Annotated in this window: 19 protein-coding genes; 11 read left to right on the top strand and 8 right to left on the bottom strand. The window is 69.9% G+C overall.

The window, feature by feature from the left end:
• Window positions 1-63: 63 nt before the first annotated feature.
• Window positions 64-495: an Rrf2 family transcriptional regulator gene (locus tag ACFQZ6_RS35005; RefSeq protein ID WP_381617810.1), complete on the bottom strand. Its 432-nt coding sequence runs from the start codon at window positions 493-495 to the stop codon at window positions 64-66.
• A gap of 337 nt (window positions 496-832) precedes the next feature.
• Window positions 833-1,351 carry a hypothetical protein gene (locus ACFQZ6_RS35000; RefSeq protein ID WP_381617807.1) on the bottom strand — a complete coding sequence of 173 codons (519 nt, stop codon included), beginning with the start codon at window positions 1,349-1,351 and terminating at the stop codon, window positions 833-835.
• A gap of 224 nt (window positions 1,352-1,575) precedes the next feature.
• Between ACFQZ6_RS35000 and ACFQZ6_RS34995 the strand changes: the two genes are divergently transcribed.
• From ACFQZ6_RS34995 to ACFQZ6_RS34950, 10 genes are all read left to right on the top strand, one after another.
• Window positions 1,576-2,511 (top strand): RICIN domain-containing protein, encoded by a 936-nt coding sequence (locus tag ACFQZ6_RS34995; protein ID WP_381617804.1) that lies wholly within the window; start codon window positions 1,576-1,578, stop codon window positions 2,509-2,511.
• Window positions 2,512-3,027: 516 nt separating this feature from the next.
• A complete protein-coding gene (locus tag ACFQZ6_RS34990) occupies window positions 3,028-3,801 on the top strand; it encodes a GTP cyclohydrolase II (protein WP_381617801.1) in 774 nt (257 codons plus the stop codon).
• A 225-nt stretch (window positions 3,802-4,026) separates the two neighbouring features.
• A complete protein-coding gene (locus ACFQZ6_RS34985) occupies window positions 4,027-5,868 on the top strand; it encodes a WD40 repeat domain-containing protein (protein WP_381617798.1) in 1,842 nt (613 codons plus the stop codon).
• On the top strand, window positions 5,865-6,932 hold the full coding sequence (locus ACFQZ6_RS34980; protein WP_381617794.1) for a formylglycine-generating enzyme family protein: 1,068 nt from the start codon (window positions 5,865-5,867) through the stop codon (window positions 6,930-6,932). The genes ACFQZ6_RS34985 and ACFQZ6_RS34980 overlap by 4 nt, the downstream gene beginning before the upstream one ends.
• Window positions 6,922-7,746 (top strand): flavin reductase family protein, encoded by an 825-nt coding sequence (locus ACFQZ6_RS34975; RefSeq protein ID WP_381617791.1) that lies wholly within the window; start codon window positions 6,922-6,924, stop codon window positions 7,744-7,746. The genes ACFQZ6_RS34980 and ACFQZ6_RS34975 overlap by 11 nt, the downstream gene beginning before the upstream one ends.
• Window positions 7,737-9,632 carry an outer membrane protein assembly factor BamB family protein gene (locus ACFQZ6_RS34970; protein ID WP_381617788.1) on the top strand — a complete coding sequence of 632 codons (1,896 nt, stop codon included), beginning with the start codon at window positions 7,737-7,739 and terminating at the stop codon, window positions 9,630-9,632. Before ACFQZ6_RS34975 ends, ACFQZ6_RS34970 begins: the two co-directional genes overlap by 10 nt.
• Window positions 9,629-10,876, top strand: a complete 1,248-nt coding sequence (locus tag ACFQZ6_RS34965; protein ID WP_381617785.1) for an MFS transporter — start codon at window positions 9,629-9,631, stop codon at window positions 10,874-10,876. The genes ACFQZ6_RS34970 and ACFQZ6_RS34965 overlap by 4 nt, the downstream gene beginning before the upstream one ends.
• A gap of 559 nt (window positions 10,877-11,435) precedes the next feature.
• The gene (locus tag ACFQZ6_RS34960) at window positions 11,436-11,876 is read left to right on the top strand and encodes a hypothetical protein (RefSeq protein WP_381617782.1); all 441 of its coding nucleotides are present in this window, start codon (window positions 11,436-11,438) and stop codon (window positions 11,874-11,876) included.
• Between the two features lie 548 nt (window positions 11,877-12,424).
• On the top strand, window positions 12,425-13,195 hold the full coding sequence (locus ACFQZ6_RS34955) for a calcium-binding protein (protein WP_381617779.1): 771 nt from the start codon (window positions 12,425-12,427) through the stop codon (window positions 13,193-13,195).
• A gap of 639 nt (window positions 13,196-13,834) precedes the next feature.
• On the top strand, window positions 13,835-14,089 hold the full coding sequence (locus ACFQZ6_RS34950; RefSeq protein ID WP_381617776.1) for a hypothetical protein: 255 nt from the start codon (window positions 13,835-13,837) through the stop codon (window positions 14,087-14,089).
• 227 nt (window positions 14,090-14,316) lie between these two features.
• Here the strand turns inward: ACFQZ6_RS34950 and ACFQZ6_RS34945 are convergent, their stop codons facing one another.
• The 5 genes from ACFQZ6_RS34945 to ACFQZ6_RS34925 all read right to left on the bottom strand — a co-directional run bounded on the left by ACFQZ6_RS34945 (window position 14,317) and on the right by ACFQZ6_RS34925 (window position 21,059).
• Window positions 14,317-16,416, bottom strand: coding sequence for a trypsin-like serine peptidase (locus ACFQZ6_RS34945; protein WP_381617773.1), 2,100 nt, complete (start codon window positions 16,414-16,416; stop codon window positions 14,317-14,319).
• A 324-nt stretch (window positions 16,417-16,740) separates the two neighbouring features.
• On the bottom strand, window positions 16,741-17,043 hold the full coding sequence (locus ACFQZ6_RS34940) for a hypothetical protein (protein WP_381617770.1): 303 nt from the start codon (window positions 17,041-17,043) through the stop codon (window positions 16,741-16,743).
• A 312-nt stretch (window positions 17,044-17,355) separates the two neighbouring features.
• Entirely contained in the window at window positions 17,356-19,896 is a 2,541-nt protein-coding gene (locus ACFQZ6_RS34935) for a cyanobactin maturation protease PatG family protein (RefSeq protein WP_381617767.1), read from the bottom strand.
• A 651-nt stretch (window positions 19,897-20,547) separates the two neighbouring features.
• On the bottom strand, window positions 20,548-20,751 hold the full coding sequence (locus ACFQZ6_RS34930) for a hypothetical protein (protein ID WP_381617764.1): 204 nt from the start codon (window positions 20,749-20,751) through the stop codon (window positions 20,548-20,550).
• Between the two features lie 101 nt (window positions 20,752-20,852).
• Complete coding sequence (locus ACFQZ6_RS34925; protein WP_381617761.1) at window positions 20,853-21,059, bottom strand: hypothetical protein; 207 nt, start codon at window positions 21,057-21,059, stop codon at window positions 20,853-20,855.
• A 277-nt stretch (window positions 21,060-21,336) separates the two neighbouring features.
• On the opposite strand from ACFQZ6_RS34925, the gene ACFQZ6_RS34920 reads away from it, so the two are divergent.
• A complete protein-coding gene (locus ACFQZ6_RS34920; RefSeq protein ID WP_381617758.1) occupies window positions 21,337-22,317 on the top strand; it encodes an AfsR/SARP family transcriptional regulator in 981 nt (326 codons plus the stop codon).
• Between the two features lie 290 nt (window positions 22,318-22,607).
• Here the strand turns inward: ACFQZ6_RS34920 and ACFQZ6_RS34915 are convergent, their stop codons facing one another.
• The gene (locus ACFQZ6_RS34915) at window positions 22,608-23,504 is read right to left on the bottom strand and encodes a class I SAM-dependent methyltransferase (RefSeq protein ID WP_381617755.1); all 897 of its coding nucleotides are present in this window, start codon (window positions 23,502-23,504) and stop codon (window positions 22,608-22,610) included.
• Window positions 23,505-24,511: the final 1,007 nt, after the last annotated feature.

Raw genomic sequence — 24,511 nt, 5'->3', positions numbered from 1 at the left:
AGGTAACCATTTTTGTTACATTGACGGGCGCGGAAAAGTGCCACCACCGGGACCCGGGGTGGGCTAGGCGGTGTTGAGTACGTCCCGCAGGACGTCCTCCAGTGTGGTTCTCGCCAGCTCCCTGCGGAGGGCGGCCTCGATCTGGTCGTAGACGGAAGTCAGCGCCGGTCCGATGCCGTGGCCCACGACGCACTCGGGGTCAGGCGTCGAGCGGTGCAGAGCGAAGATCGGCCCGGCGGCGATCGCCTCGTGGACGTCGAGCAGGGTGATCGCCGCCAGGTCCCGGGAGAGCGTCCAGCCCGCTCCCGTACCTCGCCGCGAGTCAACGAGCCCGGCCTTGCGCAGCTCGGCCAGGAGGCGTCGGATCACCACCGGATTGGTGTTGACGCTGGTCGCGATCTGCTCGGAGGTGGCGACCTCATGACCGCGACGCTGATACAGCCCGATCCACGTGAGGGCGTGCGCCGCGATGGTCAGCCTGCTGTTGGCACTCACCTCGGACCCCACCTCCCTCGACCCTCCGACCTCGTCGTAACGATAGCAGTTACAACGACACGCGTCAGGCCGCGAAGCCTGGCGTGGAGAGGCCTGTTGCGGCCCTCTCCCCCACCGCCACCATCCCCGCCGCCGAGGCCGACGCCTGTGGCTGCGAGCCCGACTGCACCTGCCGCGCCTCACCGCCGTCCCGTGGCTCGGCGAGCGGTCAACGGTCAGCCTCACACCATGGCCACCGCCAGATGGGTGCGCGGCCGGTGGGAAACCGGCCGCGCACACGGGCGTCTGCGGGTCCGGTGGCGACGGTGCTCCACTCGGCGCCGGAGGTCCCGCTCGGCTAGGCGTTGTTGTTGATCCACGCGGCGTCGCTGATGCTGCTCGGGGTGCAGGCGGTGTTCAGGAGGTCGCGGCGGCAGGTCTGGAAGCGGATCCTGCTGCCCTTGTTGCCGTAGTAGTTGCTGCTGGAGGACTCGTAGTAGTCCTTGTTGCACGTGCCCCAGTTCGGGGCGCCCAGGTTGTTGCTGCACTCACCGTGCCGGTACGGCTTCCACGAGGAGCCGTTCCAGAGCCAGTTCTCCCAGTAGACGAAGGTCTGGTCGCCGTCCGCGAGGGAGTCCTGGATGCTCCACTTGTCGCCGTACTTGGTGAAGCAGCCCTTGGCGACCTTGTCGTACGAGATCGACCTGGGGTTCCAGACGAAGACCTCGGAGCACAGCTCGCCGCCCGAGTCGTAGGAGTACGTTGCCAGCTCGTCCTCGAAGGGCTTCTCGAAGTCCACGGCGTAGGACTGGCCTTGGCCCGTGACGAGAACGGTGAAGACGACCGCGCCTACTACGCCTGCTGAACGGATGCGCATCTGTTCTCCTCGGAAGCGCTCGGGGTCGATGGGTGGTGCCGCTCCGGCTCGCTGCCCGGCGCGGCTCACCGAGACTGCTGAGGGGCGGCGGCGCGGGGCAAGTAGTGCTGGCCGTCCCGGACAAGGGACGGCTGTCCGCCCTGGTCGGGGGGGTGTCCGGGACAGGTCCGGACGGCGGGACGTGGCGGGATTGCGCGTTGTCCCCGCGTCGAGGGCGCAGCAGGATGACGTGCGTGGGGAACCTGGGGGACCTGTCGCCGTACGAGGCCACGGACCCGGCCAGCTTCGTCGAGTCGATGCGGCGGCTCAAGGAACGGTCGGGGCTGACCTACCGGGAGCTGGAGGTGAAGGCCGCGCGCAACGGGGACGTGCTGGCGCGCAGCACACTGGCGGCCGTCCTGGGACGTTCGAGCCTGCCCCGGCCTGACGTGCTCGCCGCGTTCGTCCGGGCCTGCGGGGACGGCGAGCGGGTCACGGTGTGGCAGGACGCGCGGGAGCGGATCGCCTCCGGGGCGGTCGAGGCGACGCCAACGACGCCCGCCGACCTAGGGGACCGTGACGAGGGGCCGACCTCCGCGAAGCCGCCGCCGTCAGCGCGGCCGGACCGGATCCGCGGGGCCGTCCTCGTCGCCGGGTCCGTCGTACTGCTGTTCGCGGGGCTGGGGCTCGGGCTGTGGTTGCTGCTCCTTGAGGGGGGCGAGGAGAGTTCCGGCGACGAGGCCGCGGCGGCTCCCAGCGGCTGGGTCACCATCCGGCCCGCCCGTACGCCGCAGCTCTGTCTCACGGACGGCCGCGACCGCGCGGGGGCCTACGCGAGCGCCGTCGCCGTCCAACTCCCGTGCGCGGAGGTGACCGTGCCGCGCACGTACCTCGAACCGGCCGGTGAGAACCTGTACCGCATCCAGTGGCACCACCCGCAGGAGGGCAAGGGCTGCCTCACGGTCATGAACACCGGCCCCGTCAGGGGCCTGCTCGAACCCCGCAACGACTGCGCCCAGGGCACGCTCTTCCACCTCCAACCGTTCGGTGACGGGTTCCGGCTCCGCGTGGCCGGCAGTGGCCGGTGCGTCGGGGTCGCCGACGCGGGGGAAGGCGCGGAGGCGTCGGAGCAGCGGTGCGGGGAGTCGGCGTCCCAACGGTTCCTGGTACGGCGGGACTGAGCGGCACGAGGCGGTCGAGCCCTCGTCCGACTGACTCCCTCCGCACCGCACCCGACAGGCCCACGGTCCGCTCCCGCCTGGCAGTCACGGTGATCGCGGAGCCGGGGCGTCACGTGCCCGCCCCGGCGTGCCCGTATGTCCCGTCCCGTCCCGGGATCATGCCGACCCCGCAGGTCAGCGCCCTGGGTGTCCCGTCATCAGGGAGACGTGCGGGACACGGTTGCGGCGGGCGTCGCCACACCCCACAGTCGGATCACTCGGTTCCGCCGCCCCGGCGACCGTCACGGAGACACGGGTCGGTCAGGGCGGCGAGGTCGACGAGGTCGAGCCGGACCTGCGCCTGACAGCCGTACCCCAACCGGACGGCCGTACGGCTCGGTCGGCTGGTGCCCGTCGAGCAGGTCGGCCTCGCGGAGATGGACGCACCCGGGACGACGCGCCGACAGACCGGTCCACCCCCACCTGCCGTGCCGACGGCCACCGCCCTCGGTACCCACGTTCCAGCGAGGACACGCCATGACGCCACCACACGCCCCGCGACCGCCGGCCGGTCGAGCCGACGAGTCCAGCCGCAGCGGCCCGGCGAGCCACGGGCCCGGTGCCGCCTCGGTGCGCGCCCGTGTGCCGCTGACGTCGCAGCGCGCCTCACGGTCGGGTGACTGGCCGGTGCGGCGGTCCCCGCCCGGGGGCGGGCCGCGCACGGAGAGCCGTCGTGGCGAACTGGTCAGCTTCCGGGGCCTGTCGGACGCGCACGAGCACATCGCGTACGTGGTGGGCCCGCTGCCTGAGGTGCCGCTGGTGCGTGTGCACAGCGAGTGCTTCACCGGCGATGTGCTGGGCTCGACACGCTGTGACTGCGGACCCCAACTGGACGAGGCGCTCGGGCGCATCAGCGGTGAGGGCGGGGTGCTGCTGTACCTGCGTCAGGAGGGACGCGGGATCGGGCTCTACAACAAGCTGGACGCCTACCTCCTGCAGGACCAGCACGTCGACACCTACCAGGCCAACGTGATGATCGGCCGTCAGGCGGACGAGCGGGACTACCGGGTCGCGGCACAGATGCTCGCCGCGCTCGGCGTGCGGTGCGTCCGGCTGCTCACCAACAACCCCGCCAAGGTCCGCCGGCTTGTCGCCCACGGCGTCACGGTGGTCGAGAGGGTACCGACGCTGACCCACGTCACGGACGACAACGTCTCCTACCTCCAGGCCAAGCGGGACATCGGCGGGCACCGCCTGCGGTCCGCGCTCCTCAGCCCGGTGAACACCGGGCTCATCAGCCCGGCCGAGTGACAACCGGTCCTCGGTCGTAGCACCGCACTGGTGGAAGGAGGTGATCACCGTGTTCGTCAAGCCCGTTCGCCGCAATGTGCGTGCCGACATCTCGAACCCGCTGTAGGCACACGACGCCGGGAGGGCCCGGTCACCCGCTCCGGGCCCTCCCGGCCCCCCGTCGCCGACGTCGGCGCGCGGGGGGAGAGACCGACCCCCGCTACCGCAGGAGAGGTGGACAAGGACATGCGCAGCATCAGTCTCCCCGTGCGCACGGCCGGGCACGCGGCGCCCGTCACCCACGTGGCGTGGCATCGCACCAGGCCCTGGCTGGCGACGGCGTCGTACGACGGAACGGCCGCGGTCTGGGAGGTGACGGCCACGGCCGCGCGTCCGACCCGGCGGCTCAGACACCGGCGGCTGGTCAACTGCACGGCCTGGAACCCGGTCCAGCAGGATGTGCTGGCCACCGCGTCCGCCGACAAGACCGTCGCCGTCTGGGACCTCGCGGACGACGGCGCGGCACCCCGGCGCGTGCTCGCCCGGCACACCGACGACGTCAACTCGGTGGCCTGGCTGCCGGACGGCGAGCGGCTGGTGTGCGTGTCGCAGGACGGCTCGGCCACGCTGTGGGACACCGCGGACGGAACCCTGCTGGGCACGCTCGTCTCGCACACGGCGCACTGCATGGCGGTGGACGTGAACGTGGACGGGCTGGTGGTGACGGCCGGGGAGGACGGGCTGGTGTGCGTGGTGGCGCCGGACGGGACCGGCGCGGCCACGGGAGCCCGCAGGCGGTACGCCACGTCGGTGGAGGGGTGTGCCTGGTCCCGCTCGGGACGGCTGGTGGCGGTGGCCCGGGACGACGGGTTCGTGGACGTCCTGGACCAGGACCTCACGGTCGTGCTGTCCGCGCGGGTCTGCCACGCCGCGACCCGCAGCGTGGCCTGGAGCGATGACGACTCGATGCTGCTGGTGGGTGCCTACGACGGCCAGGTGCACTTCCTGCGGGCGCGGGACGGCGCACGGGTCACCCGCTACGAGGACGCCCGCGTCTGGCCCCGCTCGGTGGCCGCGGGGGCCCGCGCGGTGGCGGTCGGCTCGTTCGGCGGCTCGCCCGTACTCCTCGACGCCGTGCACGGTGGCAGGATCGGCGCCGCCGAGGTGACCACCCACGGGGTCAACGCGCTGACCGTCCTCGGCGACCGTCTCGCCCTGGGCTGCGACTCCGGTCTGCTCCTTGAGGTGGATCTCGCCTCGGCGACGCGCGGCGCGCCGCGCGCCCGTACGACGAGGGTCGGTCAGGGGCCGGTGCTGTCCCTGGCGGCTGACGGCGGTGATCTGTACGCCGGCACCTACGCCGGGGAGGTGATGGTGCGGCGGGCCGACCAGAGGGGGGTGCTCGCCGTGAACTCGCCCGTGACCTCGCTGGTCGCCCACGACGGTGGCGCGGTCGCCGGAACCTACGGCGGTGACCTCCTCGGGATCGACGCCCGCGGGCCGGCCGTGCAGCGGCGGCGGCACGCCCACCAGGGCTCGGTCAAGTCGCTGGCCGCGCTGGACGCCACCGCGTTCGTCTCGGCCGCCACCGACCACCGGGTGGCGATCGGCGGGTTCGGTCGGCGTGCCGAGCTGTGGCGGCACGGCAACCTGGTGAACGCGGTCGCGACCCTGGACGGGGAGCTGGTCGCGACCGCCTCGCGGGACCACACGGTCCGCGTCGGACGCGTCGACCACGACGCGGGGGCGTGGCGGGTGCGGCGGGAGTGGACGCTGCTCGGCGCCGACGAGTCGGTCAAGGCCGTCGGACTGCTGGGGCACGCGGACGCGCCGACGGTGCTGGCGGGCTCGTACGACTTCACGCTGCGCGCCTGGCGTTTGGGGCCGCGCGGCAACGGCCTGACCGACGGTGAGATCGTCGCGGAGTTCGACCAGGCCGTCTCGTGCGTGTGCCGGATCGACCGCACCACCGCGGCCGTCGCCGGATGGGACGGCCAACTGCTGCTGGTGCGGGCGGGGGGCGACCGCATCCGGGTGATCGCACGACTGGACGTCGAGTCCCTGGCGGATGCGGCGGTGGCGGCATGAGCGTCGAGCCGCAGGTTCACACGGGCGGGCAGCACTCCCACTTCGCGCGGGAAGCACCGCTGAGCACGCTGTGCGCGGCGCTGCCGCAGGCCACGGCGGTCCACGGCCAGGTGGGTGCCGAGGACCTGGTGCGCACGGTGGAGAGCGCGCGGGCCTCGCTGCCCGAGCGTCTCGCGGCGGGTGCGCTGCTCGGACTGGTGGGTGATCCTCGTACCCCCTTGGTCCCCGTCGTCCTGCCGGTGCCCGGCGGGCGCACCACCGTGGGACTCGACCCGAGGGACGTGCCGGCCGTGACGCGGGCGTGGGCCCACGTCGGGGTCGAGGAGGACTGGATCCGCAAGGAGACGCCGGAACACCCCGTCGTGCTGGCGGACTTCGCGCTGGGCGCCTACCCCGTGACGAACCGCCAGTACCTCGCCTTCCTCCTGGAGACCGGGTATCCGCACCGGCCCGGTACCTGGCCGCTGGGAGCGTACCCGTGGCAGTCGGCCAACCATCCGGTGTGCGGGGTGACGCCGCGGGACGCGGAGGCGTACCTGGTCTGGCTGCGGCAGCGGTCCGGACGGCGGTCCTTTCGCCTGCCGACCGAAGCGGAGTGGGAACACGCCGCCAAGGGTTTCGAGGGACGGGAGTTCCCGTGGGGTGACACCTTCCGCGTGGACGCGGTGAACACGCGTGAGTCCGGTATCCACACCACCACGCCGGTCGGTATCTATCCCGAGGGCCGGTCGCCCTTCGGGCACTGGGACATGGGCGGCAACGTCGAGGAGTTCACCGCCGACCCCTACGCCCCCTATCCGGGGGCCGCGCCTGTCGTGGACGACCTGAGCAGGACGCTGGGCTCCTACCAGGTGGCCCGGGGCGGCAGCTTCGCCCGTCACGGCGACCTCGCCCGTACCCGGCGACGCCACGGCGCGTATCCGGGGCCCCTGTACCCGATCGGATTCCGCGTCGCCCGTGACGTGGACGCCGACGCGACCGACGTGACCCACGCGGGCGGCGCGCACGGCGGCGCGGGCGGCGCGGGCGGCCAGGAGGGGAAGGCGGCGGGTGATGGGCGCTGACCTGCCCGCCGACCTGTGGAAGAGGCTCACCAGCACCGTCGGTCTGGTCGTCGTCCGGCGCGACGCGGAAGTGGTCAACGTGATGGCGGCGGAGTGGGCGTACTTCGTGAACAGGACACCGCTGTACGCGGCCGTCGCCCTCGGCCCCCAGGCGGTGACCCGCGACCTGGTCGAACAGGCGGGCGGCTACTCCCTGACCCTGTGCGCCCAGGACCAGGCGGAGCTGGCCGACTTCGCGGGCAGCTTCTCCCTGGCGGACGTCGACAAGACCACGAGCGACCTCATCGAGCTGGGCGCTCCGACGGTGACGGACACGCCCTGGGTGCGCGGCGGGGTGGTGGCCCTGGAGTGCGAGGTGCGGCACGTCCTCGCGCTGCCGGTGCACCGGCTGTTCGTCGCCGAGGTGGTCGCGGCCCACCTGCCCGTCACGCCCGCGCGGCCGTTGGTGAAGCACGGCCCGATGCACGGGCTCGGCCCGGCGGTGCGGGCTGGCCGGGTGGTCGTGGGGGTGCGCCTGGACCCGGCGGGCACCCTGACCGTCGCCGCCACCGGGCCACCCGGCCTCGGCGGTCCGTGGCACGTCACGCTGCTGCCCCACGGGGCTGACGAGATCCCGTTGGGCGCGTACCCCTCCACCGCGTACGGCGATCTGAAGGTGCGCGTCCCCCTGCCGCCCGCGGTACGGCTCGACCACGCCCGGGTGCGGGTCGAACGGGACGGCGCCCACCCGGGAACCGCCCGCCTCACCCCGCTCCGCGGGCCAGGTGTCTCCCGGCCCGCGCCCGCCTCCGGAAAGCAGGAGTCATGGAACTGACCAACCGCATCACCCGCATCCTGCCCGTCGACGGCGTCGGCCTCCTCGCCGCCGACGTGGTCGGCCGTCTTCACCTGCTCGACGACCGCCTCCGGCTGCTGCGCTCCGCACCGGTGGCGGCGACCGCGACCCCGCCGTGCGGCTGGCCCCTGTACACGGTCGCCGTCGCCGGACCCTGGGTGGTCACCAAGGACAAGTACGGCACGATCACCAAGTGGTCGCTGGACACCCTCGACCCGGTCGACGTTCTCGACGCGAAGGCGACGGCCAACCGGGACCACCTCGTCGAGGACGAGGAGCCCTCCCCGGAGATCAGCCGGGGCATCGCCGTCTGGAAAGGCCGCGTCCACGTCAACAACGGCTTCCGGCAGCTCGCCGTGATCGACCTCGACACCTTCGTCGTGGAACGGATCGTGCCCTCCTTCACCGGGGAGGTGGCCCTGGAGTCCGTGTGCACCGACCGGCCCGGGGTGCACGCGGTCGGCGACCGCGCCGGGCGCGTCCACCTCGGCTCCCTTGAGGACCTGGCCTTCCCCACGGTCGTCCAGGTCGACCACGGCAACATCCACCGGCTCCTCCACGACCCGCTGCACGACCGGTTCTGGGCCACCCAGGACGTCGGTACCGGCGACGACCGCTACGTCCGGCACGGCCTGGCCGTGCTGACACCGGACGGGCGGCTCGTGCGCCAGTTGCCCTTCGCCCGCAACGACGTGGAAGCCCTCGCCTTCTCCCGCGACCACACCCGCGCCTACGTCGGCGGGTTCGACGGCGTGATCCACGTACTGGACAACTCCCGCCCCCAGCCACGCGTCACCGCCACCCTCGACGGCTACAGCCACCAGGTGTCCGACTGCGTGGTCACCGAGGACGACGCACTCGTCGTCCTCACCCAGGACGGGCACCTGGTGCGCACCGATCCGGCCCGCAACACGGTGACCGCCCGAGCGCCCTTCCGTCGCCAGTGCGTATGGGACCTCCAGGCCGCCCCGAACACCCCCGGCACCCTGTACGCCGCCACGGACGACGGGGTCGCCGTGGTACGCGTCGGCGGTACCGCGGCGGCGCCTTCGCTCTGCGTGAGCGCACGCCACGTCACCGGGCTGGGCTTCACCCGCCGGATCCAACCGATGCCCGACGGCGGCTGGATCGGCGTCACCTGGGACCGCAAGGTCACCCGGTCCGGCAACGACGGCACCCCCCGGTGGACCAGCGCGATGCCGGCCATCGCCCATACCGTCGCCGTCTCCCCCGACCGGCGGCGCGCCCTGGTGGCCACCAACGTCGGCGCCATCGAACTGGACACGGCCACCGGCCACACCGTCGACCACCTCGACGTCGACGGCCTGCCGGTGTGGGCCGCCACCTACCTGCCCACCGGCGAGCGCGTCGTCGGCACCCGCACCGGAGAACTGCGCGCCTTCGACGCGCACGACACGTCGGTCACGTGGCAGCTGCGCCTGCGCCTGGGCGAGTACGTCAAACGCCTGTGGGCCGACGCCCACGACCTGTACGTGACCGGCTCCGGCGGCCTGAAGCGGATCCCGCTCCACGGTGACGCCGTGGAGCACCGGTACGTCGAACTCCTGGACAACACCGTGGAGAACGGGGTGGTGCACGCCGACACGGTCTGCGCGGTCTCCTACGGCTGCCAGATCGCCGCCTACGACCGGCACACCGGCGACCTGACCGGCCTGGTGGAGGACCTTCCCGGCGAACCCAAGGGCGTCGCGGTCACCCGTGTCGACGACGAGGCGTTCCTGGTCGTCGGGGGACGCGGCGGGTACCTGGACCTGTACCGCCTCGACGCCCGCTCCGCGAGGGGCACACTCGCCCGCGTGCGACGCGCGTTCCTCCCGCGCGGTGCCACCCGGACCACCCGGTGAGCACCGCCCCGTCCGGCGGGCGGGCCGCGACGGTGGCCGGCGAGGTCACCGAGCCCTCCGTCTGGGCGGACCGCCGCTTCGTGGCCTTCGCCGCGGGCAACACCCTCAACAACCTGGGCGAAGGCGTCCACACGGTGGCCCTGCCCCTGGTGGTCTACGACCGCACCCACAGTCTCGCGCTGATGTCCCTGCTCATGGCGTTCTCCCCGGCCACCTGGCTGCTGGCGCCGCTGCGCGGGGCCCTCGCCGACCGGATCGGCCCCGGGCGGCTCGTCATGCCCGGTCTCACCGCCCAACTGGCAGCGGCGGTCGCGCTCATCGTCGTCCTGCTCCTCGATCCCTCCCCCGTGTGGGCGCTGTTCTGCCTGGCGGCCGTCGGTCAGCTGGCGGGCAGCTTCTACCAGACCGGCTGGATGACGGGGCTGGTCACCATGTTCCCGCGCAGTCCGGCGCGGGCGCGCGGCACCCTGGGCGGCCTCTTCCTGGCCACCCAGACGGGCGGCGCGCTCGTCGTGGCCGCCGCCGTCCCCTGGGCCGGCACGATCGGACTGCTCTGGTTCAACGCCGCGACCACACTGGCCCCCATGGTGGTGTGGTGGTGCGGTGTCCGCCCCGCTCCCCACTCGAAGTCCGCGCCCCCCGAAGGGCCCGGCGGGGACGGGGGCTGGAACCTGGCCGAGGGGTGGCGCGTCCTGCGAGCCACCCCCGTGGTCTTCGACCTGACGCTGATCCGGATGCCGCTGCTGTTCTGCACGGCCCTGGGGTCCCTCGCGGTCTTCCTCCTCCAGGACCACTGGCGACTTCCGGCCCAGGACGTCGCCACCCTGATGACCGTGGCCCGTTCAGGCGCCGTCGTGGGCTCCCTCGCGGTGTCCCAACGACGGGTGCTGAGGCTGCGTCGGGTGGCCGCGGTGAGCGCGACCGGGGTCGTGGCGAGCGTCCTCGCCATGAGCGTGCCGCTCCTGCCGCTGTTCGTGACGGCATGGGCCGTGTTCACCCTCTCCTCCACCGTCTTGGGCGTGGTGGCACAGATGACCGCCTACGCCTGCCTGCCGGTCCACGCGCTGGGGCGCGCCAACGGCATGGTCGCCGCGCTGACCAGTGCGGCGGTGCTGGCCGGCCAACTGTGCGTCCCGTTACTGGCCGCCCTGGTCGGCCCCTACCCGGCGGTTCTCCTCCTGGGCACCACCGGGCTACTGTCCCTCGCACGTCTGCGGCGACTCTCGTCCCACCCCGCGTGGTGAACGACCCACGCGGCCGGTGAGGTGCCGCTGGATCGCCCGCCAGCGTCTTCGTGCCCGCTGGTGACCTGCGGCGCGGGCGGTCCGAGCCCTTACAACGAACCGCGGTACTCCACCTCCGACGCGGCCGACTCCAGCCCCGACGGCACCGGCCACCTCCTGATCTCGGCACGGCGGGCTCCCGCCCGGGACGGCGTAGGTGTGCAACGCCTGCGACGCGTCGGCCGGAAGGGTGCTGGAGCCGCCGATCCCCTCCTCGACAAGCAGCCGCGCCCGCCCGCACCACCTCTCCCGACGCGTTACGGCACTGCCCGCGCCTGCCCGCGCCTGCCTGGTTGCCCGGCCGTGCGGCTGACCGAAACCAGCCATCCCCTGCACGAAGGATGACGCGAAACCAGCCTGCGAAGACGTCCCCCCATGCAAGATCGTGTTCGTGCACCGGGACCGGCGCGGTGAAGTTAGCCCGCCTCCGGTCAGCACCTACCGCTTCCCGTCTACTACTACTTCCAGGGGGACGACCTTGCGTGCGCTCAAGCTTCTGAGGACGACAGCAGCGACGTTGATGATCACAGGCGGACTGGTCGTGGCCGGACCCGCGTCCGCCGCCCACGCGACGGCGGCGGACTGCTCGGGAGGCGCGCGCGGCTTCACGGACATCCCGGACAACCTGACCGGGACCGCCGTCAACGGCAGCGCGGTGGTCAACTCCTGGGGCGACGCGGCGCACTTCGCCCAGCACTGGGGGTACGTCAACGGCGTGAAGATGGGCTGGGGCTACCTGTCGGCCTCCACACTGTCCGGCGGCATCCGGACCCACCTGTGGATGGACGTCAGCAACGACGGCGGCGACAACTGGATCCAGTGCGGCCCCTTCGAGATGTGGGGCAACGGCACGCGTACGACCGCCGCCTACCCGACGAGCACCTCCAGCAGCCGGAAGTTCCGTGTCTGCGCGTCGATCCTGGGCAACCCGAACCAGATCTCCTGCCACGCCTGGTGGTGAACCGCTGGCACACCCCCACCCGTGGTCCAGGTCGGCGCACGGTGGACAGGTCGCCGTCGAGTAGTCCCGGCGCCACCCGGCTGCGCGGTCACCGTGAGGTTCCTGCCCACGAGGACAGCGGGCCGGTTCCCGGCTTCCCGCATCAGCCGGTGTCCGATTCGAATCTGGTCGCGCACGGGAGGGGACCTTCTCGCCCGTTTCACAGCTATTATGGGAGCGCTCCCAATCGCAGGTGTCCCACGTGAAGTGCCGGTGAGGCCAGCCGAGTTGATGACAGGGGCGGGCGGCGAGCAGGGAGTCTCGCCATGAGCCGAGAGTCAGGGTCGTCCCGGGACCGGAAAGCCAGGAGGCGGCCCGGACTGGTGTGCGGGGTGATGTCAGGGAACACGCCTGGCCGAAGCAGCACAACCCTTCCCACCACCCCGTCCCGGAGAACTCGGGATGACCATGACGCGGCGTCAGGTCGCCTCCGCGACCGGGCCCGCACGGTCCCCGGCAGCACCACGCGAGCAGGTCGGTCCCCCGTCACTCCACTGAGATGAGGTCTCGTGAACCGAACCCGAGCCGCCGTCAGCGCGGTCGCCGTGACCCTGTTCACCGCCGGCTTGGCCGTCGTCCCGGCCGCCGCCACCAGCGGCACCGAGGCGAAGGCCCGCGTCGGAGCCGACTGGGCGACTCAGTCGATCGTCTTCACGGCCGCCGCAGGGCAGGCCAACGACCTCAACATCTTCTCCATGTACACCAGCGACGGCATCCGGCGGATCGGCTTCAGCGACGTGGTCCCGCTCGAACCGGGCGACCACTGCGCGTACTCCAGAGCCGAGGACACCACGTCCGTCGTCTGCCAACTCCCCGCCGACAGCGCCCAGCCCGACCGGATCGACGTCTTCCTCGGCGACGGCCACGACACGGTCGCCGCCTTCACCCCCGGGGTCGGCACCGTCAGCGGCGGCCCCGGCGACGACGAACTGCACGCCCACACCGCACGCACGGTGCTGGGCGGCACGGGGAACGACATGGTCATGGGCCCCGCCGCCCTGCACGGCGGCGACGGCATGGACCACCTGATGGGCGACGGCGGCAACCAGCAGATGTGGGGCGGCCGGGGTGACGACATGATCGAGGGCTACGGCGGTGACGACACCGTGCACGCCGGACCCGGCGACGACCACGCCCTGGGCGGGGACGGCAACGACATCATCCTCGGCGGCCCCGGCGACGACACCCTGGACGGCGAAGGCGGCGACGACCTCGTCTGCGGGGGCACCGGCAAGGACGTCCTCGAAGGGGGCCCCGGGCGCGACATCGTGCTCCCGTAGGCACGCCTCCCTGCCCGACGGCGCGGGCCCGCGGCGCGAACAGCGTCACGGGCGCCGAGCCACCACCGTCGGCGACCCGCCACCCGAGCCGCGTCCACCGCGAACACCGCAGAGGGCCGATTCCCGCGCGACACGAGGTGACCCGACGAAGCTGCGCGAGGTGTTCATGCCGCCCTGTGCGCAAGCTGCCCCCTGCCGACGGACGGCCTCGGTCGATGTCGGTGACGACCACCGTGACCTCGTCGCCGGCCTGGACGAAGGCGCCGTGCGGAATCAGCTTGGCCGAGCGGCATGTACGCAGGTGGTACGTGATGCAGGCATGTACATGCAAGGGCGTAGGCTCAGGTTCACAGCGGTGTCGGCGGTGGTCGTACTGGCCCTGACCGGCTTCTCATCGGGCCGTGACCAAGGAGACAGCAGCCAGGACGGTAGTCACGCAGGCGGTTGCAGCAGTTCCAGCCAGGACCACGACAGTTGGACGCCGGGTGGCAGCGAGCCACCCAGCAGTTCGTCTGGCGCATCGCCCAGCATCGACTCGTACGGCTCCGAGGTGAGCACTGAGGGCAGCGGCAGTTCACAGCCCACGCCCACGGCGTCCCCCTCCAGCGGTACCGCCCGGCCCTGAAGGACGGCACCGCCGTGCTCGTGCGCTGCGCGAACATGCAGGACCCGTACGCGACCGTCGAGATCAGGAATCCGAACGGACGTGACGCCGTGCTGAACCTGAAGGTCAGCTTCGCGGACAATCACGGCTACACCTTGCTCGACACTCGCCATCAGGTACCGGTCCCCGCGAAGGACAGGACAACGTACCGCGTGCCCATCACCAGCTCACCGCACGCTGACAAGATCGTGCAGTGCAAGGTCGATCCCATAGCCACCGCCGCCTGGTGACACGGCCAGGTCCCGCCTGAGGCAATGGTGCCTGGCCCCAGTCATGCAGCAGTCCCGACCGCCGGTCACGTGAACAGCACAGCGGCCCGATGGCCAGCTGGGGGCGTCAGACAGCCGCGGTATGGCTGTCTGTGCCCGTGGGGTGGCGGGTCGTGCGAGGGGTGTGGATCAGCGGGCGAGATCCAAAGTGCCCGAGGCGAGCGGCCGGATGATGCGACGCCTCTCCGTCAGGATGGGTGGAGCACTCCGCCGATCTCGGATGCGACGCCCTTGTGGGCGAGGTACTCGTCGATGTTGTGGGCCCGACCGCGTCCGTTGGCGACGGCCAACTGGGTGACCTTGCCCCAGCGGGGGTCCTCGAGTGGGCAGCCGATGGCGACCGCATCGGTGGGACACCAGGCGTTGAACCATTGGCGCGCCTTCTCGGGACGGTGGGGGCCGCCGGCGAGGAGGCGCTCGTTGACGGCGTTCATGCCCAGTGGGCTGCCCGCGGTGACGAGCAGGGTGAGATCAAGGGTGTCCGGGAGCCGGCTGATGAGGTCCATGCCCACGACGGTGCCGAGGCTGTGTGTGACCAGCACCAGTTCCCCGCTGGTCGGCATGGTGTCGAGCACGGTGTCCAGCACCGTGTCGCGGACTGTGCGGTCGCTGAGGTAGCGGCTGACGTCGCGGAAGACGATGGCGATGGTCCACTCGTCGACATCGCTCTTCGCTGCCAGCCAGCTGAGTGCCCGCTGCAATCTGCCCTCCAGGGCGTTCCCGAATCCTTCGGTGGCCACGGGTCCGTCCTGCGGCATACCGGCCTTGTTCGCCGCCTCGATGAGCATCTGCTCGTAGAAGCCGGACGGTGACTCGGCGGCGAACGCCTGCGCAGCTGTGACGGCGGTGAACTCCTCGAGCTCGATGCCACCGCCGGCCGCCTCCGTCCACCCCATGAGCGCAGCCAGCCGGTCGCCGTAGTACGGGAACCAGACATCCGCCGGGTCAACCGTTGGCATTCCCGCACGGGTGAGTCCCTGATTCAGGCCCGCCGTCCACTCCCGGCGGAGCGCCTCAGGGTTCTTCTTGTGCTGGCTTCTGCCGTGCAGGTAGACCAGGTGCCGCTTGCCGCCGCCGAAGGCGGTGCCCCGAGCCCGTAGACCGGTGGCGGGCGCAGCAGCCGCGGACGTGACTGTCGCGGCGGTCGTTTCCGGCACAGGCGTCACGTGCTGGCTGATCGCGCTTGCCGTCTGCGCTGGAAGAGGCGGTGCCGGAGTCTCCCCCGGGCTTGGCGGGATGACCTGGCCAAGTCCGGAGTCCGGCCCCATCTCGGCCAGGAGCGCACGCGGCGCGGGACCGAGGTCCCCCGTGGCCAGGTTGGCCAGGTGCTTGAGAAGGGAGCTGACGCGGACGCCTTCGTTCGCGATCCAGTCGATTGCGTCGTCGCCATCGCCGCGCCGCCAGAGCTGGCCGTCCTTGCGTAGTGCCCGTCCTTGGGCGTCCGTCTTCGGCACTCCGCTGTGGTGCAGGGCCACGACTTCCCACTGGTCGTTGAAGACGGGGGATCCCGAGTTGCCGGGCTCGGTGTCGGTCTTGTAGTGGAGGAAGTCGTCCAGGCGCACCAGGAGGGTGTTGTCACGCAGGGCGATTTCCTTGAGGCGGCCGTTGGGATGGCCGATGATGTTCACGCGTTCGCCGATCACCAGCTTGCCCAGCTGGGCGCTGAGCCGGTTCCAGCCGAACACCTCTCCCGGAGGGCGACCGTCCGCGGCCGGTGCGACAGCTACGAGCGCGAAGTCCAGAGGCTTGTCCGCCGTGAAGAAGGTGGCCGGGTCACACTCCATGCGGACCACCGAGTCCGGAACGTTGTCGATGGTGACCTGGGCGTTGAACTCCAGGAAGCAGCGGCTGGCGAAGTCCGCGTCGGGCAGCACATGTTGGTTCGTCATGAGCAGTCGGGGCGAGACCAGGAAGCCCGTGCCGTGGGGGATCTCACGGCCAGCCTGACGCATGGTGATCCGGGCGACGGTGCTGGCAGCTCGTGCGCCGCGTGGCAGGAAGTTCCATGCCTGCAGCTCATTGGACAGGTTGATGATCCGCTCATTGGCCTGAGGCAGGTCCAGGGGTTCGGCGTGGATGCTCGCGACCACGGCTGAGGAGGAGAGCCCGCCCCGGTAGAGGATCCGCTCGGCGCGCACGGCGAGGGTTTCGGGGGCATCTGGGAACAACTCCCCTGCTGCCAGCCGTTCCTCGACCCGCTCCCGCTCCGGGGCCGACTCCTCGTACCGCCGCGCCGCATCGGCGGCTTGCCGTTGCAACTCCTCGCGTGCGTCTTCCGTCGCGGGCATGACGTCCACCGTCCTATCCAAGTTGTCAGCAACGGGTCGATCCGCCCCTCCCCTGCACCACGAGCGGCAGCAGCACGGCGGACGATCGGCTTGCCCTCTTGGCGGCAGCGATTGCCGAAGCGTCGCTCTGCTACGGCGGATGGCTCACCGCGAAGGTGCGAGGCCGTTCGAGGGCGCCCCCCTGTGGTGAGGCGGCGAGGGTGCTCGGCGTCGCGCTCTCCCGCGCCTTGGATGGGCCGTTGCCATGCTCTCCTCCTCGTCTTCTTTCCCGTACGAGATGAGGAGGAGGCACAGATGTCAGCTGGCGGGAGCGGTCAGGCAGCCTCAGAACAGGCCGAGCCAGGACCCACTCGGGCTGCAGTCCTGGGCAAAGGGATCGTGGCACAGCCATGCCTGGGGGTCTCCCGGGTCGAAGGGGTAGACCTGCTGAACGACGGCTGGCAGCCGACGCTCGGTCAGCCGGAGTGAGGTGGCGAAGCTGTCGTCGGCTTCCGGGAAATGTGGGATGTAGTAGGGAACGTAGCGGTAGGGGGAGTTCAGCGTCCGCTCGATGGGCGGCGCTTGTTGGGGCACCCGCAGGGTGGTAGGTCCTCGCGGGGACATGCCTGCCACTGGCTGGTCGGTCATGGTTGGCTCCTGGAGACAGTTGTGTCGGGAAACATGGCTCCCCTGTGCGGTGGGCCGCGCGGCCCGGCGCCGAGGGCGGGGTTCGCACGGCACCGCGCCTCACAGCAGGGAGTAGCACATCGTCCGAGCCAGTCCCTTCAGGTGCGCACAGGGCGACGCGGCCGGCTGAACGCCGCCGTCACGGCCGTGTGCGGTTGATCCGGTGGAGTCGCAGCCGTCCCGACGGACCGGCGAGGCTTGAGGTGGGACATGGAGCTTCGGCTGCGTCGGCGCACGGTCATTCATTGTTCTTCCTTTCTGTTCACCCTCTGACTACATGGCGCCAAGGAACTTCTTCGTCCTCCCAATGGTGACCGGAGGATTTTTGCTCACGTCGACCGTGAACTGGAGGCTCAAAGTCGCGTGCCTCTCGTCTTCGGGGTCGAAGAAGCGAACAATCACGTCTTGGCAGTCGGAGTCCTGGCGGCTGTACGGACTCTTCTGCACGGTGACGGTGTCCAAGGCGTAAAGGCGATCGTCCGGCCCAGGGATATGTTTGGCGGACAGCAGCCCTTGAGCGATTTCCGCCCCGGCTTGGAAGGCATTCGTGCCCACATAGTTCAGCGCCCGGTCGGCGGAACTCTGACCGAGGTTCCTGAACTTGTTGTAGATGCTGTCCAGCAGAGAGCGAACGGTCGTAGTAAGGACGTGGTCATCAATGCTGACACCGCGCGTTTTGGTGTCGCCGTGTACGGCATTGATGATGGCCTCGACAAGCGCGTTCTCGTTCCACGTGTACAGCGCCCGGGATTCGACTTCGACCTCTTGTACCTTCTGACCGGAGAACATCTGGATGGTCCGGCCGGTGAGAGCTCCGGCCACCGAGACGCGGGACACGTAGTCCTTCTGGTCTTCCTTCAGTGACTGGCCGACTATCGCTTCCCGGAAGCTTCGGTAGACGCTGGAGACCGGCGGATAAGCGAGCGCCTTGAGCAGGTTATTGAGCTTCTCCCCGTCGGCGTATGCCGTCTCTTTCCCTTCGACGGTCGGGATTTCTCCGCCCCAGGCCATCCCGACAGGTGTCTCGGCCTTGAGGGCGTAGGCGGGAATGTTGTCGTCCAGCAGCAGAATCCACGTCAGTTTGCTGCACACCTCGGGGTTGGCGGACAGGTAGGCGCGGAGCTGGATCGGATCGTAGGGGTTTCCCGGGGTCACAATAATCTGACCATCGCGAGTCTCGGTCTCAAAGGCGTCCATTTCCTGACGGAACGCATCCCTGACGGCTTCTGTCTGGAAGTCCCAGCCGATCTTCCCTATCGCGTAGACCAGGGGCGCTGAGCCGTTACCGTCCCGGCCCGCGCATCCGCACGAGGGGCGGACACCGTCGGCCTCCCGATCGCCGCCCAGTCGGCCGCCGGGGGGCGGGGGTTGCGGTGGCTGCTGAGGGACATCCGCCAACTGCGTGTACGCGGGATGGTCCGGCGGGCCGCTGCCACCACAGGCGCACGCGGTTGCGGGCTCGACACCCGAGGGGGACGTGCCTACAGCTGGCCGGGGGTCGACAGGAGTCGTGGGTGCGGGTCGCGTTGGCTGCGAGGGGGTTTCCGACTGTTGCGGGTACGCGGCCTGGACAGGCGGGTTACCGCCGCCGCAGGCGCAGTCGGCCGTGGGCAGGACGGGCGCGCTGCCGGCGCCAGGCCAGCCCGCTGCGGCCTGGACACCCGAGGGGGGCGGGCCGCCGAGAGCTGCCTCGGAACCGTGTGCGGGGTCCGGTCCTGGTTGCTCCGGCCTGGCACCGTACTCGGGTGAGCCGGGGTGTACGTGATTGGTGTCCATGATGCTGACTTCCTTGTTCGACTCCCCGACGGCAGTGCCGGGCAAAGGCGGCTGACCGGCCGCGTTCACTCCCGTGTCGGAGAGGAGTTTGACGGAGGCACGCGGTGGGGGCGGTGCCGCGGGCAAAGGTTCGCGGGGATCGGACACTGCCGTGTCGTTTCCTCGGCTGAGGTGTTCGTAGGCGCGTGCCGCGCTCAGCTGTCCAGCCAGGTACCTGCGGCACTCCGGGGCTTCGCTGGGGGAGCACGGAGGAGTTGACGCGGTGTCGAGGATGGCTCTGCGGACAGCCAGGGGGTCGGCTGTACGGCCCTGGCGGAGCTGGGCCGCGACAAGCAGGGCAGCAACGCCGGACACCAAAGGGGCCGCAAAGCTGCTGCCCGTCATGGCGACGCGCCCACCCCCCGGCGCGGCGCCCTCGATGTCCTCACCCGGTGCCAGCACCCCGTTCTCGCGGTATGCCGCTCCCCAGTTGTTGATCGGCAGCGGCTCACCGTCGCCGCCGGCCGCGCCGGCTGCAAGCACCGACGGCACGGCGGCCGGGACCTGCAGACAGTCACATCCGTCATTGCCGACGGCCGCAACAACGAGGACTCCGCTGTTCTCGCAGAGCTGCAGGGCATGAGCCAGGATGTAGTCGGGTTTCCCGTCCGGGACGCGCTCGCCGCCACTGATGTTGATGACATGTGCCCCCTCGTGCACAGCTCGCTCGATCGCCCGTGCCAGATCAAGCTGCGAAACCCGGTTGTCCCCGTCCTGGAACACGGGAAGGATCAGTCCGCGGCATCGGGGGGCCACACCCACCACCGGGCTTCCCTGCTGGCCGAGCAGCAGGCTCGTCACATGGGTTCCGTGCAACGACATCGGCCCCGGGCCGGCTGGGCTCTGCACGAGGGTGTCAATCCTTGTCAGGTCAGCTCCCGCGAAGCAGGGATGGGACAGATCCACCGGTCCGTCGAGCACGGCGATGCACACCTCGGTGTCACCAAGGCTCTCCCGCTGACCGAAAACAGAGTCCTCCAGGACCGACCGGACGTCCATCGTTTTCCTTTCTTACCCCGAACCGGAGACGCACTCAGACGCGGGTCTTCAGAACCTGACTTTTATTCGTCCGGTTACGCTCTCAAGAAATCATCGGGCCGAAAAACGCCCCCGCGCCCGAACCCATCGAGCAGCCACGGTGGCATGATCATGGCCGCCTGGACCCCCGCGTTTTCAGGCCGGTACGCCCCCATGGAAATGGCCACAGTTCGGTCGATCGGAGGTGCCTGCCGAGGCATCTGCAGCCCGGTCCCCACCGCAGCCGCACCCTCTCCGTTCCTGCCCGTCATCATGCGTCTCCTTTCCCTTTCGGGTCATTGTCATTCCCGGTTAAGCCTCAAGCCGCCAACCGGGGCACAACGCTGTGGCCCGCATTCCCGAATTTCTGCAGGAACCACGCAGGGAGCGGGTTCCCCTCAATGAGCGGGCTCCAAGCAATGGACGCCGCCTGGACCCCCGCGCTTTCAGGCCGGTACGCCCCCATGGAAATGGCCACAGTTCGGTCGATCGGAGGTGCCTGCCGAGGCATCTGCAGCCCGGTCCCCACCGCAGCCGCACCCTCTCCGTTCCTGTCCATCATCATGCGTCCCCTTTTCCTTTCGGGCCAACGGCGTACGGCGGCTGCGGTAGGCCACAGCCGCCGTACAAACGTCAGCGGAGGGCCTGCTTGCCGATGTTGACGAGATCGCCGAGGACATCCCTGCCCCAGTCACTCCACCATCCGCTGGCCTGGACTCCCGGGTTGTCGCCGAGCGCACTCGCGGACACGGTCGCGGTTCGATCGATGGGCGGTGCCTGCCGAGGCATCTGCAGCACGGCAGAGCGCGCCGCCACATCCTGCACATTGTTGTCCATCAGACTGATTCCTTCCTGCTTGTTCCTTCACATCCGATCGCCGTGCGTGGAAAAGCGCACCGGCATTGGGGCCGGTAATTGCCGCAGGCGCACCTATGGCCTCACACGATGAGAGGAAGGACTTTGGAAGCAACGCCGACGACGTCTCTGCCCCAGTCACTCCACCATCCGCTGGCCTGGACTCCCGGGTTGTCGCCGAGCGCACTCGCGGACACGGTCGCGGTTCGATCGATGGGCGGTGCCTGCCGAGGCATCTGCAGCACGGCAGCGCGCGCCGCCACATCTTCCACAATGTCGGTGTCGGTCATCACACCGTCTCCTTCCATGTCCACTCATATCCTGAGGTGAGGCCCATCCAGTGATGTCCTTGCCCCATGCGCTTTTCTCTGCGGATGGGACGGCGCTTCCTCATGGAGCAAAGCCGTTGATCCACGGACCTCCTACGAGGAGGAAGACCTTGAGGGCCTTTACCCGCGAGCATCCAATGCCCCTGTTCGGGCGACATCGGCCGAATGATGCAAGTGGCGTTCAGTAAGCGTTGCCTGTGCATGTGTGGCGCGTCGTCGTCGCAGGAAGCGGCGGCTGATGGGGAAGCCAAAAAGAATCAGCGAAACAGGCTGGCAGGCTGTCACCTGCGGTGATGCGCGAACCATGCGGATGCGCCTGGCCCATGCCGCCTGCAAAGTGGTGGGTGTGTCTGGGAACCAAGCTCCGAACCAGGTCTCACTCGAACTGCTGAATGCGTTCGAACTAACCTGCAGCGGTAGCAGCGTGCCCGTACCTCTGGGAGCACAGCGACTGCTGGCGCTCCTCAGCCTCAGCCCCGACGGTGTCCACCGTGGCGCGGCGGCGGAGCAGCTGTGGCCCGACTACCCGTGCCACCGGGCCGCGGCCAACTTGCGCTCGGCACTGTGCCTGGCGCGCCGCGCCTGCGGCGTTACCCTGATCGACTGCATCGGGCAGCGCCTGCGACTGTCGCCCGCGGTCCGGGTCGACATGCTGTGTATACGGGACTCGGCCCGGCAGATCGTTGACGGGCTTGCACCGCCGCCCGCCGACAGTGAGACGCTCGTAGAAGGGCTCACTCGGGAACTGCTGCCGGGCTGGCCTGACGAGTGGTTGCATTGGGACCGCGAACGCTGGAATCAAATGCGGCTGTACGCCCTTGAGGGCCTGGCCCAGCGGCTGCTATCCGCACAGCGGCACTTGCCCGCCCTCCAAGCTGCGCTGGCTGCCGCCGCGATCGACCCGATTCGGGAGACCGCCCACCGCATCATCATCGAGATCCATCTCTCCGAGGGCAACGTCGCCAGCGCGGTCCGGTGTTACCAGCACTACGAGGCCTACCTTCAGCAGGAGCTAGGGGTCAACCCGTCGCCCCAAATGACCGACCTCCTAGAGGGAGTCCCCCGCCTCGGAGGGGACCGGCGCAGGCAGCAGGCACCGGTGTACAGGCCAGATCGGCTGCGCCGGCAAGTCAACGGCTCACCAGCTCAGGACGAGGCAGCGTCGCTCTCTTCACGCCCCGACCTACGCCGGAATGACGCCCAAGGTCGAAGGCGGTAGTGCCATCTCATAATGGAGAGCCCGATGGGATAGGGGCGGGCACGCGCAGGCCGCCCAGACTGACCATGCCGCAGATGGTATCGCCGGCCAACTGCTCTTACGCCGTGCCGATACCGGAACGGCCTGGACGTGCGAAGTCCAGGATTGATCTGCACCCCATCGCCGCCAACTTCGTCACTCCGCTGCCCACGGCTCGACACTGACATCGACGTGGCTCTCCTCGGGCGAAGCCAGCCCGACGATTTCCCGCGTGCGAGAGGCGAACGCGCGAGGGCGTGACAGGTGCGCCTTCATTGTGCGTCACCGAACCTGAGGCGTGTGATCCAGACAGGTTTCCAGTTCCGAACCACGGGTGTGCGCGCGATCCGCGGCAGTAGTCGACCGTAGACCGTCCCTCGGCCGGCAGGCAGGGGCAAGTCCGTCAACTCGGCGATGTTCGGGTGGGCCGCACGGATCCTTCGGGCCTCTTTCGGGTCCATCCCCCAGTAGGTGGGAGGGATCGGGGTGCCGGCGGGAGTCCGGAGACAGCCTTGCCTCATACGAGTGCTGAGCCAGCGGGAAGGGGCCTCGAAGACGATCACGGCGCCGGGAAACCGCTCCGCGCACGCGGCGATAAGCCGGTGCACCTCCGCGGGCTGGAAGTACTGGAACAACCCCTTGGCGGTGATCAGGACGCCACGGGTGAGGTCCACCTCGTTCATCCAGTGATCGTCCAGCGCCGAGCACGCGATGAGCCGCCGGCGTGGCGACTCCGGCAGCAGGCAGCGCCGCAATTCCACTATCTCCGGCAAATCCACGCCGATCCATCGGGCCTGTCCGTTGTCCGTCCGCCAGAACTGTGTCTCCAACCCCTCGGCGAGAGTGACCACGGTTCCCTCGGGGTGACTGCGGAGGAATCGACGGACCTCGTCGTCGAACACCCGCGTCCGGATCGTCTCACCCTCGGCCATGCCCCAATCGTCCGGGCCAAAGCGCTCCCTGAACGGGTAGTCCAGCGCATCAACCAGCTTTATGGCTTCCGGATCCTCGAACAGGCGGTCGGGGCGGCGTGCTTCCTGAGCACGCGTGTACAGCGTCCAGAGGGCAGTCTCGGGAACCCCGCCAAGATTCGGCCTCGTACGCCGCGGTCCATCCCCGGCTTGAGCAGAGACCTCGCCCCGACGCGGCTGCATGACCAGCTCCTCCATGAACTCCACCACTGCCGGGACATAGCCTGCCCCATTCACGACCCTTACCGCTTATAAGTATTCAAGCATGGACAAAGAATTGTTGATTCCTGAATACGACTGAATGGGTGATGTAGTTCCTTTCGGAAGGAGATCCGGCGAGGACGCCGATCCCAAGGCGTGAGCCCCTCGCGCTTCACCTCAGGACACATCCCCAGGGGCGGCGCAGCGTTGCGTGCCGCGTTCTCATAAATGGACCAGTTGCGAAAGTTCTGCGAGACCCCGCGAAAGCGGTCACGCTTCCGGGGGTCACGATTCGCGGAAGCCCTCTCAAGACCTGCACCTTGTGCGAGACAGTTCTGACGGACTTCGGCGGATCTGACGTCCCATCAAGCCGGAAACGGGGGGAACTGCCGGGCCCGCCCGTCGATCCGGATCGGGTACGCGAGCTCAAGGGCCTGGCCCGCAACGCTGCTTCATCCCCCTGGTGGTGGTGTCGGCGGCGTGCGGCCAGGCCGCCTGCGCTGAGAGGGATCTTGTGCCGGTGGCCGGGCGGCCTATCGCCGGTTTCCGGCCGGATCTTCCTCGTCGGCTTGTCCTGGACCTCGGGCTCGCTGTCGTCGGGCCAGCGGCCGAACGGTCCGATGTGGGCGGTGCCTTCGGCTCCGAGTACACCGGGGCCTTCGTACCGCGCGGTGCCGGGATCACGCGTCCTCCCCTTCGCGCCGGGCTTGCGCCAACAGCGCCGTCACGGGGTCGTTCGTCTGGTCCTGACCACCGCCTCCATGACCCTGGTCGCCGCCGACGAGCACGACCGCACCGTCGGCGTGCTCTCCGCCACCGCCCCGGCACCCTCGTCGACATGGCCATGAACAACGGCTACCCGACCGACAAGGCCATGGCCCTGAGCCTGTTCGCCGCCGCCACCCTCCTCAATCGACGCAGGCGACGACCAGGGCGTCTTCACCCGCTGGTGACCTCACCACTGGCCGACCACCGGAAGGTGGAGGAGCCCGGCGAACGCTTCT

The sequence above is a fragment of the Streptomyces flavalbus genome (genome assembly GCF_042674625.1).
GTDB lineage: Bacteria > Actinomycetota > Actinomycetes > Streptomycetales > Streptomycetaceae > Streptomyces > Streptomyces flavalbus.
Note: the sequence above shows the minus strand (reverse complement) of the source record. Positions and strands in the feature narration are given on the sequence as shown.

Coding starts and splice junctions, on each gene's coding strand:
- ACFQZ6_RS35000 (WP_381617807.1), bottom strand. CDS start 1,351: ATGCGCATCCGTTCAGCAGGCGTAGTAGGCGCGGTCGTCTTCACCGTT.
- ACFQZ6_RS34980 (WP_381617794.1), top strand. CDS start 5,865: ATGAGCGTCGAGCCGCAGGTTCACACGGGCGGGCAGCACTCCCACTTC.
- ACFQZ6_RS34945 (WP_381617773.1), bottom strand. CDS start 16,416: ATGCCCGCGACGGAAGACGCACGCGAGGAGTTGCAACGGCAAGCCGCC.
- ACFQZ6_RS34990 (WP_381617801.1), top strand. CDS start 3,028: ATGACGCCACCACACGCCCCGCGACCGCCGGCCGGTCGAGCCGACGAG.
- ACFQZ6_RS34960 (WP_381617782.1), top strand. CDS start 11,436: ATGATCACAGGCGGACTGGTCGTGGCCGGACCCGCGTCCGCCGCCCAC.
- ACFQZ6_RS34935 (WP_381617767.1), bottom strand. CDS start 19,896: ATGGACGTCCGGTCGGTCCTGGAGGACTCTGTTTTCGGTCAGCGGGAG.
- ACFQZ6_RS34985 (WP_381617798.1), top strand. CDS start 4,027: ATGCGCAGCATCAGTCTCCCCGTGCGCACGGCCGGGCACGCGGCGCCC.
- ACFQZ6_RS34940 (WP_381617770.1), bottom strand. CDS start 17,043: ATGACCGACCAGCCAGTGGCAGGCATGTCCCCGCGAGGACCTACCACC.
- ACFQZ6_RS34930 (WP_381617764.1), bottom strand. CDS start 20,751: ATGGACAACAATGTGCAGGATGTGGCGGCGCGCTCTGCCGTGCTGCAG.
- ACFQZ6_RS34925 (WP_381617761.1), bottom strand. CDS start 21,059: ATGACCGACACCGACATTGTGGAAGATGTGGCGGCGCGCGCTGCCGTG.
- ACFQZ6_RS34975 (WP_381617791.1), top strand. CDS start 6,922: ATGGGCGCTGACCTGCCCGCCGACCTGTGGAAGAGGCTCACCAGCACC.
- ACFQZ6_RS34915 (WP_381617755.1), bottom strand. CDS start 23,504: ATGGAGGAGCTGGTCATGCAGCCGCGTCGGGGCGAGGTCTCTGCTCAA.
- ACFQZ6_RS34920 (WP_381617758.1), top strand. CDS start 21,337: ATGGGGAAGCCAAAAAGAATCAGCGAAACAGGCTGGCAGGCTGTCACC.
- ACFQZ6_RS34970 (WP_381617788.1), top strand. CDS start 7,737: ATGGAACTGACCAACCGCATCACCCGCATCCTGCCCGTCGACGGCGTC.
- ACFQZ6_RS34995 (WP_381617804.1), top strand. CDS start 1,576: ATGACGTGCGTGGGGAACCTGGGGGACCTGTCGCCGTACGAGGCCACG.